Raw genomic sequence first — 14721 nt, 5'->3', positions numbered from 1 at the left:
CAGCCCCCGTTTTCCACGCTACCGGTGGGCACCGACGGTTTCGCTAGTTCGAGCGTTCCTTCGACGCCAGATCTCCCCAGAACTCGCGCAGGTCCGAGAACAGCTCGGCCAGCTCCTCGACGTTGCCCGAACGCAGCGCGTCCAGGATGTCGTGGACCTCGTCCGCGGTGTTGTCGGACTCCAGGATCGGGTCGGCGAACAGCTGGACCAGCCCGCCGTAGTCGAGCTCGACGACCGAGTCCGCGTGGAAGTTGTCCAGCCACCGCCGCGTCTCGAACAGCACCCGGCCGGGTCCGGAGTCGCCGAACGTCTGCTCCAGCAGCTCGCCCGCCTCGCGCGCCCGGTGCTGGGCGTCGGCGAGGGTGGTCCGCCAGGACAGTTCGCGCTTCGGGTCGTCGCGGCCGTCGCCGAGCACCAGCCGGCGTTCGTCCGGGTCGACCAGCACGAACCACGGCAGCGGGACCGTCCAGGTCGTCGACAGCGTGTGCGCCGCCGTCGTGCTCAGGTCCGCCATCGCCGACTTCGTCCGCGCGCGGATCGTCTCCTGCGTGAAGCCGCCTTCGTCGAGGACGACGTTCTTCAGCGCCGGGTGCGCGTCACCGAGGAAGGTGACCAGTGCCGCGGCCGAGCGGGCCCGCAGCTCCAGCGGGCAGACGAACGGCCCCTGGCCGGCCCGGCCGTCCGGGACGTCGTCGGGCGAGAGCACCAGGACGTCGGTCAGCAGGCTCGGCGCGGGACGCCCGTCGGCGAGCTCGGCGGGCAGCAGCCGCCGCGGCGCCGCGACCTGTGACTTGAGCCACATGGCCTGCTCGCGCGCCCCCGCGTCCGTCCGCCGCAGCTTGGCCGCCGTGACGGCGGCACGCAGCCGTTCGTCCGGCGGCTCGCCCAGGGCGAGCAGGGGTTCGTACACCCGCAAGTAGGCCGCGAAGGGACGGAGCACGAGTAGATCGTGGCACGCCTACCTGCACCGATCGCCACCGACCGGCCGGTAACCGGTGTCCGGCCGACACTGTCACCACCGGCACACCGTGCCACGTCGCATCGAACCCCCCGGACACGGTACGGTGTGAGCAGGAAAGAATTGTCGAGACGATGCGGGGCCGCCGATTCCCCCGGCCGCCCCGCCCCTGTGCGAGGGGGTCGAGCCATGGGGCGCGGCCGGGCTAAGGCCAAGCAGACGAAGGTGGCGCGCGAGCTCAAGTACAGCTCGCACGAGACCGACTTCGATGCTTTGCAGCGCGAGCTGTCGAGTAACTCCTCCAGCAGTCATTACGAGGAGTCCGACAGCGAAGATCAAGACCCGTACGACGACGGGTACGACGAGTACCGTCGTTGAGCACGCGTAACCGCGCGAGGGCGTAGCCGGGACACATCCGGCGACCGCCCTCGCGCGCTGCATGCTGCCCAAGAACGGGCTTGCGAAGCGATGAAGGAGTGAGCCGGTGGTAAGTCGGGTTGGAGTCGTCGGGGCGGGCCTCATGGGGTCCGGCATCGCCGAGGTGCACGCCCGGTCCGGGTTGGACGTCGTGGTCACCGAGGTGAACCAGCCGGCGCTCGACGCGGGCAAGGCCCGCATCGAGAAGTCGCTGCAGCGCGGCGTCAAGAACGGCAAGCTGTCCCCCGAAGACGCCGACGCCGCTTTGGACAGGCTCCGCTTCACGACGGACATCGCCGAGTTCGCCGACCGCGACCTGGTCATCGAGGCGATCCTCGAGCAGGAGCAGGCGAAGGTCGACGTCTTCCGCCAGCTGGACAAGATCGTCGAGGCGGAGGACGCGCTGTTCGCGTCCAACACGTCGTCGATCCCGATCATGAAGCTGGGCATGGCGACGAGCCGGCCGCAGCAGGTGGTCGGCATCCACTTCTTCAACCCGGTGCCGGTGCTGCCGCTGGTGGAGCTGGTGCCCTCCCTGCTGACGAGCGACGAGACGGCCCGCCGCGCGGAGGAGCACGCGACGACGGCCCTGGGCAAGACGGTCATCCGCTCCCAGGACCGCGCCGGCTTCATCGTGAACTCACTGCTGGTGCCGTACCTGCTCTCGGCGATCCGCATGATCGAGTCGGGTTTCGCGTCGGCGGAAGACATCGACCGCGGCATGGAGCTGGGCACCGCGCACCCGATGGGCCCGCTGCGCCTGTCCGACCTGATCGGGCTGGACACGATCAAGGCCATCGCGGACTCGATGTACGCGGAGTTCAAGGAGCCGCTGTACTCGTCGCCGCCACTGCTGCTGCGCATGGTGGACGCGGGCCTCCTGGGCAAGAAGACCGGCCGGGGCTTCTACTCCTACGGCTGATCGAAGCGGACGGGCGCATCGAAGGCGGCCCGCCGGGCGGCGCGTCGAAGGACAGCGAGGACGGCCGGCCCGAGCAGCACGATCGCGACCGCGTTCGTGATCGCCCGGCCGGTGTCCCAGCCGAGCGTCGAGGTGAGGATCGTGAACGCCGCGAACCGGTGCAGGTTGTCCAGCAGCGGCGCGCCCGGCACGAACCCGAGCTGGGTGCTGGTGCCGGCGAGGAACGGCCACGACCACAGGCTCATCAGCAGCCCGAAGAAGTAGGCCGCGAAGACGCCGTACGCGACGAGCATGGCGACTTCGGCTTTGCCACGCGGTTTTCGCGGCAACAGCCCGGCCCCGAGCCCGATGAGCGACGACGCGAGCATCTGGAACGGCAGCCACGGCCCCACGCCGGCGGTGAGCAGCGCGCTGGTGAACAGCGACGTCGAGCCCAGCACAAAGCCGAACCCGGGCCCGAACACGCGCCCGGCGAGGACGAGCAGGAAGAAGACCAGCTCGATCCCACCGGTGCCGGCCCCGAGGGGGCGCAGGCCGGCGTTGACGGCCGAGAGCACGCCGAGCAGGGCCAGGGCTTTGGCATCGATGCCACCGCGGGAGAGTTCGGCGAGGACGACCAGGATCAGCACCGGCAGGGTCGCCATGAAGACGAACGGGGCATCGGCGGTGTGCGCGGCCGCGGCGGGTTGCGGGTGGGCGAAGAGGGGCCAGCAGAACATGGCCAGCCCGAGGACGGTCGCGATGCCGAGGACCAGCGCGGGTTGAAGGGTGACGCGGACCGCGCGGGCCGGTGGGCCGAGGAAGTCAGTCATGCCGGGCCCTCCGGGCTGAGGCCGGCGGACGCCTGACCGTTGGCGCCGGGCACCCCGAACCCACACCTGCCGACGCGCGACTTGCCGAGTGGGCACGCATCGCGGGGTGCGCCGAGGCGCTGAGCAACCGGCCGGGTCGCCGCTTGCTGCGGGTCTCGGACTCCGGCCGACCGAACCACCAAGGCATCACCGAGCGACCCCAAACGCCAAGCCACCGGCCGGACCGCCGCACGCCGCGGGCGTTCGCCCGGCCGACCGAACCAGCCAGACACCGCCGGGCGCGCGCAGGCGCCGACCTGCCAACCGGGCCGCCACACACCGCAGGCCTTGGCCTCCGGCCGACCGAACCAGCCAAGCACCGCCGGGCGCGCCCACGCGCCGACCAGGCCGCCACTCGCCGCGGACCTTGGGCCCCCCGCCCCGCCCCCGCCCCCGCCCCTCCGCCTCCTCCGTCCTCATGCCAGCGCCTCGGCTACCTCGTCGACCGTCAACCACTTCTCCGGCGCCAGGATCTTCGCCACCTGGGGCGCGAACGCCGGCGAGGCGACGATCACCTCCTTTGTCGGGCCGTCCGCTACCACTTCGCCCTCGGCCAGGACCACCACGCGGCTTGCCACCGTGGCCACGAACTCGACGTCGTGCGTGGCCAGCACTACCGCGTGACCCTGCGAGGCCAGCTCTCGCAGGGTCGACGCGAAGCGCCGTTTCGCGTGGTAGTCCAGACCTCGCGTGGGCTCGTCCAAGAGCACGACCGGCGGGGCCGCCGCCAGCTGGACCGCCAGCACCAGCGCCAGTCGCTGCCCTTCGGACAGGTCGCCGGGGTGCGCTTCACCGGCGATTCCGGGGGCGAGCCGGTCCAGCAGGGCCCGGGCCGTTCCCGCCGGTACCTCGGATTCCGTGTCGGCCTGTGCGCACTCGGCGTCGACCGAATCGAGGTACAGCAGGTCGGCCGGGGTCTGCGGGACCAGCCCCACGCGCTGACGGGCCGCTCGTGGCTTGAGCGATGCCGGGTCCTCGCCGCCGACGTCGACCTTCCCCGCCGACCTCGGGCCGCTGCCCTGCACCGCCCAGAGAAGCGACGACTTGCCGGAGCCGTTGCGTCCCATCAGCGCGACTACTTCCCCCTGCCCGACGCGCAGGTCCACCCCGCGCACCGCCAGGACATCCCCGTAGCGGACCACCACCTCTCTCACATCCAGTGCTTGACCGGTCACCGAGAGAGTACGACCCACCACCGACAATTTCTGCAGCCGAGATCGCAACGGCCCCGCGACCCGCCGCGCGTCCCGGACCGACAACGGCAGCGGTGACCAGCCCGCGAGCCGTCCCAGCTCGGCGATCGGCGGGGCGATCGACGACGTCGCCAGGATCTCCGCCGGCGGTCCCGAGCGCACCGAACCGTCGCCCGGCAGGTACAGCACCCGGTCCGCGTACTGCGCCACCCGCTCCATCCGGTGCTCCGCGACGACCACCGTCGTCCCGAGGTCGTGCACCAGCCTCGTGATCGCCGCCAGCACGTCCTCGGCCGCCGTCGGGTCCAGGGCCGACGTCGGCTCGTCGAGCACCACGACCGACGGGTGCGCCGTCAGCACCGAGCCGATCGCCACGCGCTGCTGCTGGCCGCCCGACAAAGTCCGAAGTGGACGGTTGCGCAGGTCCGCGATCCCCAGCAGGTCAAGGGTTTCCTCGACGCGCTTGCGCATGACGTCCGGCGCCACCGCGAGCTGCTCCATCGCGTACGCCAGTTCCTCCTCGACGGTGTCCGTGACGAACCCCGCGAGCGGGTCCTGCCCGACCACCCCGACCACCGAGGCCAGCTCACGCGGCGGGAACGAAGCCGTGTCGAGCCCGCCGACCAGCACCCGACCGGCCAAAGTACCGCCCGTGAAGTGCGGGACGAGCCCGTTGATCGCGCCGAGGAACGTCGACTTGCCGGCCCCGGTCGGCCCCGCGACCAGGCACAGCTCACCCTCTTCGACCTGCAGCGATACGTCCGAAAGCACCGGCCGCGCCGCGTCCGGGTAGGTCACCGTGACCCGCGAGAACTCGATCACCGGAACACCCCCGACGGAGCGGGCGCCACGAACGCCGGCACCACCGCGACGAGCAGGGACACCACGTGCACCAGGGAAACCTCCGGCCACCGCAACGGGCTCAACGACGGGTACAGGTTCGCCGGATCGACCCGCGCCGAAACGAACAGCAGCACGCACGACCCGACGCCGGCGAGCGCGACCACCGTCTCCGGCCACCGCCACGGGTCCGGCCGGTACGCCGTCCGCCGCACGCGCCGCCCGCCGACGACGAACCCCACGACCGCCACCGCCAGGCCCAGGACCAGCAGCGGCACGCCGGGCCATGACGACGTCCCGTCGAGCACGCCGTAGACGCCGACGCACACGCCGACCAGCCCAGCCAGGACACACGACGTGATCAGCACGCGCACGCCGGGGCTCAGGTACGCCCGGCGCCCGTAGCCCCGGGAGTCCATCGCGGCCGCCAGCCGCAGCGCCCGGTCCATCGCGTCTTCCAGCACCGGCACCACGATGCCCTTGACCGCCCGCAGCCCGCGAGTCCGGCCCGCCCGCAGCCGCCGCGCCCGCCGCACGCGCTGGACGCTCTCGACGAGCTGCGGCGCGACCGTCAGGGCCACCGTGACCGCCGTGCCCACCTCGTACAACGCTCCCGGAACGGCCTTGAGCAGGCGTTTCGGGTTGGCCAGGGCGTTCGCCGCGCCGACGCAGACGACCATCGTCGCCAGCCGCAGGCCGTCGTAGAACCCGCCGAGCAGCGCCTCCGCCGACGTCGGCCCGAGCAGGGACAACCCGGCCGTCAGCGGGATCCGCGGCAGCGCCAGCAGCACGTGCCCGCCGTCCTCGCCGCCGACCAGGATCCGGAACAGCACGCGCGAGGCGACGATCAGCGCGCCGACGTACGCGTACAGCCGGAACGCCAGCGCCCAGGGCGCGTCACCGCGCCGGTTCACGACGACCAACCCCGCGACGGCGATGATCAGGCCGAGCAGCAGCGGGTTCGTCGTCCGGCTGGCGGCGACGGCCAGCGCGAGCGCCCAGACCCACCAGGCGCCGGGGTGCAGCGCCCTACTGACCACGGCGACGCCGGCGCGACGCGACGAACACGCCCGCGCCGGCGAGCAGCAAGATCACGACGCCACCGATCACGAAACCCCACGGGAATGTGATGTCACCGGCCTGGGAAACATCTGGGGCGGCCGTCGCCGTCTGCCGCACCGGGGCCACCTTGGGCGGCGCCGGCAGGTCGTTCGCCGACTTCGGCTTCGCGAACGCCCAGCCCTCGAAGCCACCGGCGACCGGCTTGGACGTCTGCGCGCCTTCCTGGCTCGACTCCCACTTGCCGCCCGCCGCAGCGTGCCAGTAGCTCCAGTACGCCGTCGCCGACGGCATCCCCGCGCACGACTCGACGTCGGGCCCCGGCTTGCCGTCGATCCGGCAGGCCACGGCCAGGCCGTACTTCTGCGAGCCGGCGACGTCGATGCCGGCCTCCTGCAGGGCGGCGATGCCGTTCGCGGGGGTGCCGGGGGCGCAGCGGATCAGCGGCTGCGGGCCCAGGTCGCCGAAGTCGACGACCACCGTCACGCCGGCACCTTCGGCGCACGTCCCATCGGCAGCCGAGGCGGGCGCGGCGCCCGCGAAGGAGGCGCCCAGCAGCAGGGCGCAGACGGCGGACAAGCGGGCGAGACGTGCGGCGATCATGCGAGAACCTTAACCAGCCGTGGACGCGGTTCCGGCGCGACGAGCAACACACCTAGACTGCCGACCGTGGGACAGCTCATCGCGGACGGACAGCTGCGCGTCGGCCTGATCGGCGCCGGCCCGTGGGCGACGACGATCCACGCGCCCGGCCTGGCGGATCACCCCGGCACGGCGCTGACCGCGGTCTGGGCCCGGCGGCCCGAGGCCGCGCAAGCGCTTGCGGACACGCACTGCGCGGCGGCCGCCGGCAGCGTCGAGGAGCTGTTCGAGCAGGTGGACGCGGTCGCGCTGGCCGTCCCGCCGGCGATCCAGGCCGAACTGGGCGTGCGCGCGGCCGAAGCCGGGAAGCACCTGATCCTGGAGAAGCCGATCGCCGCCGACCTCGCCGGCGCCCAGCGGCTGGCGGACGCCGTCGCGGCCGCGGACGTCGCCGCGCTCGTGGTGTTGACCCTGCGGTATTCGGCGCAGACCCAGGACTGGCTCGCCGGCCTCGCCCAGGCGGGCGGCTGGGCGGGCGGGGGCGCGCGCTGGCTGTCCGGTGCCCTGCTCGGCGGCCAGTACGCCGCTTCGGAGTGGCGCCAGGACGACGGCGGCGCGCTGTTCGACATCGGCCCGCACGCGCTCGACATGCTCGACGCCGCGCTCGGCCCGATCACCGAGGTCGTCGCCGCCCGGCAGAGCCCCGGCGACCTCTGGCACCTGATGCTCGCCCACGAGGCCGGCGTGATCAGCACCGCGACGCTCTCGCTGCGGCTGCCGGTGCAGCCGACCGTCGTCGAGGTCGCCGTCTGGGGCGAGCACGGCTACCGGACGCTCGGGCGCAAACCGGGCTCGGCACAGGAGTCCTACACCGCGCTGCTCGACGACTTCGCCGCCATGATCGCGAGTGGCACCACCACCCACCCGTGCGACGTCCGGCGCGGTCTGCACCTCCAGAAGCTGCTCGAACAGGCCCGCGCGCTCGCCGAGTAGTACACAGGCCAAGCACGCGGTTTTACGTTGTGAAGTAAGGCTTCTCCTCGGGATCCCCGAATTCATCCACAGGGTTGTCCACAACCTCCACTGTGGACAGTGCGACCTCCTGACCGAACCACGGGCGGACAAACACCGCCACCGGAAAGATCACCGAATAGTGCGGCGCGCTCGGACTGCCGAGTCGATCTTGCGGTGCGAAGGTGAAATCGAGTGGAGGGGTTCCAAGAGAGGACGCGCATGGAAGCGCTGCTTCGCGCCTTCTGGGGGATGATTCCGATTTCGGCGATCGCGTTGCCGTACGCGCTGCTGGGGTGGCCGCTGCTCGCGGCCCGGCGGCGGCGGAGACTCCCGGCCCGCTTCGCGACCGCGACGGCCGGCGTCGACTGCGCCGCCACGCTCCTGGCCTTTCTCGTGTTCTGCCTGGTCATCATGCCGGTCAGCGGCTCGTCCGAAAGCACTCTCGACCTCGTTCCCGGCTCCGACATCACCGCCGCGTTCGCCGACGACGGCTCGCTCTGGCAGGTGATCGGCAACGTCCTGCTGCTCTGCCCGCTCGGCGCCCTGCTGCCCCTGCGGGTGCACCGGCTGCGGACGCTGCTGCGGGTGGCGCTGGCCGCGTTGCTCGCGTCCGTGCTGGTGGAAGGTACGCAATATCTCATCCACTGCGGCCGGGTCACCTCGGCCGACGACGTCCTGCTGAACACCGCGGGCGCGACGCTCGGTGCCGCGCTGAGCCGGCGCGGGTGGCGCGCCCTGGACCCGCCACCTCCACCGGTGGCCATCCCGGCGCAGCGCCGGCGGATCTGCGAGTCGCCCACGCTCCGGATGCGCGTCCCGCGTTCGGTCTGGGACCAGCGCTACGCGGCCATCGCGCACCCGGAACGCCGGTAATCCGGTTGCGGGCCGTGCCACGATGAGCCCAGGACAGCGCCTTCGAATCAAGGAATGACCGCCTATGCCTGGCGCCGCGCACGGCGTCGGCCCCCGCTAGGCCCGACGCCCGGCGATCCGCCCGCAAGCCCGCTTCGAGGGCTGCGGTTCCTTGACGTGCTCTTCGAAAGGCTCACATGTCCGCCATCCAGGCATATGTCCGCACCACGGCGCCACGCGGCCGGGACACCGAGCGGGTCGGCCCCTTCCTGGCCACCTACTCGCCGGGCACCCCGCACCCGATGCTCAACTACGCGATCCCGGACGACGGCGCGCGGCCGACGCCGGCCGAGATCGGCGCGCTGACCGAGGCCTACCGGCGACGGGACCTGCTCCCGCGGCTGGAGTACTTCACCGACGTCGCTCCCGACCTGGAGAAACTGCTGGTCGAGGCGGGGTACGGGCTCGAACGCCGGGTGCCGCTGATGACGTGCGCACCGGACGGCCGGATCGACCGGCCCGTGCCGACGGGGATCCGGCTGCGCGCACCGGGGTCCGACGAGGACTTCCGGCGTATGAGAGCCGCGCAGAACATCGCGTTCGGCGAATCGCCGGAAATCGGCGACGCCGAGGTCGAGCAGCTGAAGACCGGCAGCGGACGGCACCTCCTCGCGGAAGCCGGCGGCGTGGTCGTCGGCGGCGGGGTCGCGCTCGAAGTCGTCGACGGCACGACCGAGGTCGCCGGGATCGCCGTGCTCGAGCCGTACCGCGGCCGCGGGATCGCCGCGGCGCTCACCGCGCGGCTCACCCGCGAAGCGCACGAGGCCGGCGCGCACACGGCGTTCCTCACCCCCGGTGACCTGGGGATCGGGAACGTCTACGCCCGCGTCGGCTACCAGCCGGCGGGCGAGTGCGTGCACCTGTCGCTGGCCTAGTCGTCGAAGCGGCCGGAGCGGCCTCGCTTCACGTCGCTCCGGCGCTTCTTCGACGCCAGGCGGCGCTCCTTCGAACCGCGGGACGGTTTCGTGGGGCGCCGCTTGGCGGGCGGCGGCGCCGACGCGTCGAGCAGGAGGTTCGCGAGCCGGCCACGCGCCGCCTCGCGGTTCTGCAGCTGCGAGCGGTGTTCGCTGGCCGCGATCGTCAGGACGCCGTCGACCAGCCGGTTTTCGAGCGCGGCCAGCACGCGGTCACGCAGGTGGTCCGGGATCGACGGCGACAGAGCGACGTCGAAGGACAGCTCGACCCGCGAGTCCGTCGTGTTGACGCCCTGGCCGCCGGGGCCGGACGAGCGCGAAAAGCGCTCGCTCAACTCGGCTCCCGGGATCGTGAACCGGGAGCCGATCACCACGTCTTCGGCTGCCACGTCAACCAGTGTGACAGCCGCGATCAAGCACGTTTCAGAAGCGCGGGTGGTCGCCCGAGAGCACCGCGCGCGGGCCGTCGACGTCGCCGGCCGGCTGGACGTCGCCCAGGATCCACGCCGGGACGTGCCGCGCGGTCAGCATGGCCAGCGCCCGGTCGACGTCTTCGGCGCCGACGATCGCGACCATGCCCACGCCCATGTTGAACGTCTTCTCCAGCTCGGCCCGCTCGACCTTGCCGCGCTGGCCGATCAGGGCGAACACCGGCGCCGGCGTCCAGGTACCGCGCTCGAGCCGGGCGACCAGGCCGCGCGGCATGACGCGGGCCAGGTTGGCCTCCAGGCCACCGCCGGTGATGTGCGCGAACGTCCGGACCTCGGTCTCGGCCGCGAGCGCCAGGCAGTCCTTCGCGTAGATGCGCGTCGGCTCCAGCATCTCCTCGCCGAGGGTGCGGCCGAACTCCTCGACGTGTCCCCCGAGCGGCATCCGCGCGATGTCGAGCAGCACGTGCCGGGCCAAGGAGTACCCGTTCGAGTGCAATCCGGACGAGCCGAGGGCCAGCACGACGTCACCCGGACGGACCTTTTCCGGCGAAAGCAGTTGCGAAGCCTCGACCACGCCGACACCGGTGGCCGACATGTCGTAGTCGTGCTCGCCCATCAGGCCCGGGTGCTCGGCGGTCTCGCCGCCCAGCAGCGCGCAGCCGGCCTGGACGCAGCCTTCGGCGATGCCGCCGACCAGCGCGGCGATCTTCTCCGGGTGCACCTTGCCGACGGCGATGTAGTCCTGCAGGAACAGCGGCTCGGCGCCGGTCACGACCAGGTCGTCGACCACCATGGCGACCAGGTCGATGCCGACCGTGTCGTGCTTGTCCAGCGCCTGCGCGACCGCGATCTTGGTGCCGACGCCGTCGGTCGACGACGCGAGCACCGGCTCCTTCCACTTGTCGAGCTTCAGGGAGAAGAGCCCGGCGAAGCCGCCGACGCCACCCATGACCTCGGGGCGCGTGGCCCGCTCGGCGTGCGGCTTGAGCAGCTCGACGGCTTGGTCGCCGGCGTCGATGCTGACCCCGGCGGCGGCGTACGTGGCGCTCGTGGACTCGCTCACGGTGGAAGGACTCCCTCTGGAAGGAACTGCTAGGGACGCCGGACGGCGTCCTCGGCACCGTACCCGGCGGGGCTGACCGGGGTCGCCGCGCCATTGACCGAGTCGAGGCTTTCGAGCAGGTGCTTCCCGATCAGCGCGTCCTCCGGCAGCGGGATCGGGTACTCGCCGGAGAAGCACGCCGTGCACAGCCGCGACTTCGGCTGTTCCGTCGCCGCGACCAGGCCGTCCAGGGAAATGTAACCCAGGGAGTCGGCTCCGATCGAGCGCCGGATGCCGTCGGTGTCGACACCGTTCGCGACCAGCTCGGCCCGCGAGGCGAAGTCGATGCCGTAGAAGCACGGCCAGCGCACGGGCGGCGAAGCGATCCGGACGTGCACCTCGAGCGCGCCGGCCTCCCGCAGCATCCGGACGAGCGCGCGCTGGGTGTTGCCGCGGACGATCGAGTCGTCCACGACGACCAGGCGCTTGCCGCGGATGACGTCGCGCAGCGGGTTCAGCTTCAGGCGGATGCCGAGCTGGCGGATGGTCTGCGACGGCTGGATGAACGTGCGCCCGACGTAGGCGTTCTTCACCAGGCCGGTGCCGTAGGGGATGCCCGAGCCCTGCGCGTACCCGATCGCGGCCGGCGTGCCCGACTCCGGCACCGGCATGACGAGGTCGGCCTCGACCGGCTGCTCCTTGGCCAGCCGGCGGCCGATCTCGACGCGGGTGGCGTGCACGCCGCGGCCGGCGATCGTGGTGTCGGGGCGCGCGAGGTAGACGTACTCGAAGACGCAGCCCTTGGGGTCCGGGTTCGCGAACCGCGAGGAGCGCAGGCCCGCGGCGTCGATCGCGATGAGCTCGCCCGGCTCGACCTCGCGGACGAAGGACGCGCCGACGATGTCGAGGCCCGCCGTCTCGCTGGAGACGACCCAGCCGCGCTCGAGCCGGCCGAGCACCAACGGGTGCACCCCGTGCGGGTCACGTGCCGCGTAGAGCGTGTTCTCGTCGGAGAACACCAGGCAGAAGGCGCCCTTCAGGGTGGGCAGCAGGTCCATCGCGGCGGCTTCGATGCCCTTGTCGGCCGCGTTCGCGGCGAGCAGTCCGCAGATCAGGTCCGAGTCGCTGGACGAGCCGGTCAGGCCCGCGTGCGGCTTGAGCCCGGCCTCGATGGTGCGTTCGCGCAGCTCGGCCGTGTTGACGAGGTTGCCGTTGTGCGCGAAGGAAAGGCCGCTACCGGTTTCGGTGGTGCGGAAGATCGGCTGGGCGTTCTCCCAGATGGTGGCGCCGGTGGTCGAGTACCGGCAGTGCCCGACGGCGATGTGCCCCTGCAGCGACTGCAGGATCTGCTCGTCGAACACCTGGCTGACCAGGCCGAGGTCCTTGAAGACCACGATCTGCGAGCCGTCGGAGACGGAGATGCCGGCGGCTTCCTGCCCGCGGTGCTGCAGGGCGTAGAGGCCGTAGTAGGTCAGCTTCGCGACTTCTTCCCCGGGAGCCCAGACGCCGAAGACGCCACACTCCTCACGGGGTTCCGGTTCGGGCTGGTCGGACACGAGCTGCGGGTCGGAAACCACCGAGGAGCTCCTGGGAAGACGTGGTCAGGCCGGTTTTCAGTGTAGACGGTGCGGACATGGGTCAGGCCCCGCCCGACGTGGTACTGACCACTTCGGACGGGGCCTGAAGTCTTCATCCCTAGCAGGCATCCGGGAGCGAGAGCATCTCCGTGAGTACCTGCGCGCCTTCTCCGCGGCGGCGCCACAACCAGCGCTCCGGCTCGAAGATGTTCTCTTCGGTGCCGGGCATCCGGGTCGCCACGACGTCGTCTTCGGCGTTGAGCCGGACCACGTCCACCACGTCGTCGTGCACCCGCACGCCGACGACGGCGAGGACCTCACCGCGCTCGTCGGCGGGGTGGACGAACTGGTAGCCGCGGGCCACCAGCTCCTGCAGACCGGTGTCGATGTCGAAGACGGGGGCGACGGCCTCAGCCGAGGACATCGTCGAATTCACCGTCCTTGGCACCGGCCAGGAAGGCCGCCATCTCGGCGCGCGTGTAGACGAGCGCCGGGCCGGTCGGGAAGCGCGAGTTGCGCATCGCGATCTCACCGCTGGACAGCGGCGCGACCTCGACGCAGTTGCCGACGGCACCGCTGTAGCTCGCCTTGCGCCACTCGGCACCGGACAGCCGGTCGGCCGGGATGCCGTTCTCGAATCGCTCAGCCATGGTCCCACCTCTCGATGTGGAAAAGCTTTCGAGGGCCGTTGCATCTGCATGTGCATTTGCCCGCGTATCGGAGGCTAGCACGTGTGCTTGCAGCGGTAAATGCACGTGCAGAATTTTGTGCAAAGTTCTCGGACGGTAAAGAATCACCAGGCCACGGTTAACCTATCGGGTGATGGATAGCGGCTCGAATGGGTTAGCTGCTACTGGGGGTTACCGGTCAGTGGGGACACGGGTGGGGCGGTTCACCGGGACTGGTTCCGAGCGGTCCGAGCGGCCGGAATGTCATGAACGACCCTTTCAGCGCGTCGGACGGGATGAACGAGTCGTTCATGACGGCCGGAGCCGGCTGAAGGGCGGCCTCAGATCTCCGCGCGCCGCTTGGCCAGCAAAGCGCGGCTCCGCTCCGGCGTCTCCGCGTCGACCGCCAGCATGTCCAGCGACCGGCTGTACTTCTCGATCTCTTCGCGCTTTTCGATGTAGTGCGCGCCGGTCAGGTACTCGACGTACGCGATGTTCGGCAGTTCCGGCTCGCCGAACCGCAGCAGCGAAAACGCGTGCTCGGCCGACAGCCCGCTGCGCGAATACGGCAGGACCTGCACCGACACGTGCGGCAGCGCGCTCATCTCCAGCAGGTACTCGATCTGCTGCTTCAGCACCTTCATCCCGCCGATCGGGCGGAAGAGCACCGACTCGTCGAGCACCATCCACACGCGGGGCGCGTCCGGCCTGCTGAACATCTTCTGGCGCCGCATTCGCAGCGCGACCAGCTGGTCGACGCGCTCGTCGGCCATCTCCGGGCGGCCGTGGCTGAAGATCGCCCGCGCGTACGGCTCGATCTGGAGCAGGCCCGAGACGTACAGCGGCTCCCAGATCTGGATTCGCGCCGCCGCCTCTTCGAGGCCGACGAGGTCGGTGAACCAGTTCGGCATCGTGTCGCCGAAGCGGCGCCACCAGCCCGGCTCGTTCGACTGCTTGACCATGTCGAGGAACGTCTGGCGCTCGGTCGCGTCCTCGACGCCGTACATCGTGAGCAGGTCGGTGACGTCGCGTTCCTTGAAGCCGACGCGGCCCAGTTCGAGGCGGCTGATCTTGGATTCGGAGCCCCGGATGTTGTAACCGGCCTGCTGACGGGTGATGCCGGCCTCTTCGCGGAGTCGGCGAAGCTGCGAGCCCAGGATCATGCGGCGCGCCGTGGGGCCGATGTTCTGTTCAGCTGCCGACGCGTTCACCGCGTTCATTCCCGGACCTTCCGCACTCACGTCACCAGGGGGTTCTGACCCGACTACCGAAAGTACACGTTGGGCCGTCCTGCGCAAAGAGGTGACCCGGTTTACCGCATGCGTGTGTAGTCCTACTCTA

At 71.1% G+C, this 14721-nt stretch carries 16 protein-coding genes; 5 read left to right on the top strand and 11 right to left on the bottom strand.

Annotation, left to right across the window (positions count from 1 at the left end; translation table 11 throughout):
- Window positions 1-43: 43 nt before the first annotated feature.
- Entirely contained in the window at window positions 44-940 is an 897-nt protein-coding gene (locus BLV96_RS19280) for a DUF8083 family protein (RefSeq protein WP_091389348.1), read from the bottom strand.
- Window positions 941-1147: 207 nt separating this feature from the next.
- On the opposite strand from BLV96_RS19280, the gene BLV96_RS19275 reads away from it, so the two are divergent.
- Both BLV96_RS19275 and BLV96_RS19270 read left to right on the top strand, forming a co-directional pair.
- The gene (locus BLV96_RS19275; RefSeq protein WP_086684206.1) at window positions 1148-1336 is read left to right on the top strand and encodes a DUF3073 domain-containing protein; all 189 of its coding nucleotides are present in this window, start codon (window positions 1148-1150) and stop codon (window positions 1334-1336) included.
- 106 nt (window positions 1337-1442) lie between these two features.
- A complete protein-coding gene (locus tag BLV96_RS19270) occupies window positions 1443-2297 on the top strand; it encodes a 3-hydroxybutyryl-CoA dehydrogenase (RefSeq protein ID WP_279627543.1) in 855 nt (284 codons plus the stop codon).
- Here the strand turns inward: BLV96_RS19270 and BLV96_RS19265 are convergent.
- From BLV96_RS19265 to BLV96_RS19250, 4 genes are all read right to left on the bottom strand, one after another.
- Window positions 2288-3109 (bottom strand): ECF transporter S component family protein, encoded by an 822-nt coding sequence (locus tag BLV96_RS19265; protein WP_086684212.1) that lies wholly within the window; start codon window positions 3107-3109, stop codon window positions 2288-2290. The two genes, BLV96_RS19270 and BLV96_RS19265, sit on opposite strands and share 10 nt — an antisense overlap.
- Window positions 3110-3564: 455 nt before the next feature.
- A complete protein-coding gene (locus BLV96_RS19260; protein ID WP_086676519.1) occupies window positions 3565-5163 on the bottom strand; it encodes an ABC transporter ATP-binding protein in 1599 nt (532 codons plus the stop codon).
- A complete protein-coding gene (locus BLV96_RS19255) occupies window positions 5160-6221 on the bottom strand; it encodes a CbiQ family ECF transporter T component (protein ID WP_167379653.1) in 1062 nt (353 codons plus the stop codon). Before BLV96_RS19255 ends, BLV96_RS19260 begins: the two co-directional genes overlap by 4 nt.
- Window positions 6211-6843, bottom strand: coding sequence for a hypothetical protein (locus BLV96_RS19250; RefSeq protein ID WP_086676520.1), 633 nt, complete (start codon window positions 6841-6843; stop codon window positions 6211-6213). The genes BLV96_RS19255 and BLV96_RS19250 overlap by 11 nt, the downstream gene beginning before the upstream one ends.
- Before the next feature lie 66 nt (window positions 6844-6909).
- Between BLV96_RS19250 and BLV96_RS19245 the strand changes: the two genes are divergently transcribed.
- The 3 genes from BLV96_RS19245 (at window position 6910) to BLV96_RS19235 (ending at window position 9623) form a co-directional block, all read left to right on the top strand.
- Window positions 6910-7815, top strand: coding sequence for a Gfo/Idh/MocA family protein (locus BLV96_RS19245; protein WP_086676521.1), 906 nt, complete (start codon window positions 6910-6912; stop codon window positions 7813-7815).
- A 240-nt stretch (window positions 7816-8055) separates the two neighbouring features.
- Complete coding sequence (locus BLV96_RS19240) at window positions 8056-8709, top strand: VanZ family protein (RefSeq protein WP_086676522.1); 654 nt, start codon at window positions 8056-8058, stop codon at window positions 8707-8709.
- Between the two features lie 176 nt (window positions 8710-8885).
- Entirely contained in the window at window positions 8886-9623 is a 738-nt protein-coding gene (locus BLV96_RS19235; RefSeq protein ID WP_086676523.1) for a GNAT family N-acetyltransferase, read from the top strand.
- On the opposite strand, the gene arfB is transcribed toward BLV96_RS19235, so the two are convergent.
- From arfB to BLV96_RS19205, 6 genes are all read right to left on the bottom strand, one after another.
- Window positions 9620-10036 (bottom strand): alternative ribosome rescue aminoacyl-tRNA hydrolase ArfB, encoded by a 417-nt coding sequence (gene arfB / locus BLV96_RS19230; protein ID WP_086676526.1) that lies wholly within the window; start codon window positions 10034-10036, stop codon window positions 9620-9622. The genes BLV96_RS19235 and arfB overlap by 4 nt on opposite strands.
- A gap of 49 nt (window positions 10037-10085) precedes the next feature.
- The gene (gene purM / locus BLV96_RS19225; RefSeq protein WP_086676524.1) at window positions 10086-11156 is read right to left on the bottom strand and encodes a phosphoribosylformylglycinamidine cyclo-ligase; all 1071 of its coding nucleotides are present in this window, start codon (window positions 11154-11156) and stop codon (window positions 10086-10088) included.
- A gap of 29 nt (window positions 11157-11185) precedes the next feature.
- The gene (purF, locus tag BLV96_RS19220; RefSeq protein ID WP_091389345.1) at window positions 11186-12712 is read right to left on the bottom strand and encodes an amidophosphoribosyltransferase; all 1527 of its coding nucleotides are present in this window, start codon (window positions 12710-12712) and stop codon (window positions 11186-11188) included.
- A gap of 118 nt (window positions 12713-12830) precedes the next feature.
- Complete coding sequence (locus BLV96_RS19215; RefSeq protein WP_086675932.1) at window positions 12831-13136, bottom strand: hypothetical protein; 306 nt, start codon at window positions 13134-13136, stop codon at window positions 12831-12833.
- The gene (locus tag BLV96_RS19210; RefSeq protein WP_072475608.1) at window positions 13123-13362 is read right to left on the bottom strand and encodes a DUF397 domain-containing protein; all 240 of its coding nucleotides are present in this window, start codon (window positions 13360-13362) and stop codon (window positions 13123-13125) included. Before BLV96_RS19210 ends, BLV96_RS19215 begins: the two co-directional genes overlap by 14 nt.
- Window positions 13363-13721: 359 nt before the next feature.
- The gene (locus BLV96_RS19205) at window positions 13722-14600 is read right to left on the bottom strand and encodes a helix-turn-helix domain-containing protein (protein ID WP_086675933.1); all 879 of its coding nucleotides are present in this window, start codon (window positions 14598-14600) and stop codon (window positions 13722-13724) included.
- Window positions 14601-14721: the final 121 nt, after the last annotated feature.

It is taken from the genome of Amycolatopsis pretoriensis, from assembly GCF_900107925.1.
Classification (GTDB): Bacteria; Actinomycetota; Actinomycetes; order Mycobacteriales; family Pseudonocardiaceae; genus Amycolatopsis; species Amycolatopsis pretoriensis.
This window is presented reverse-complemented; position numbering and strand designations above follow the sequence as displayed.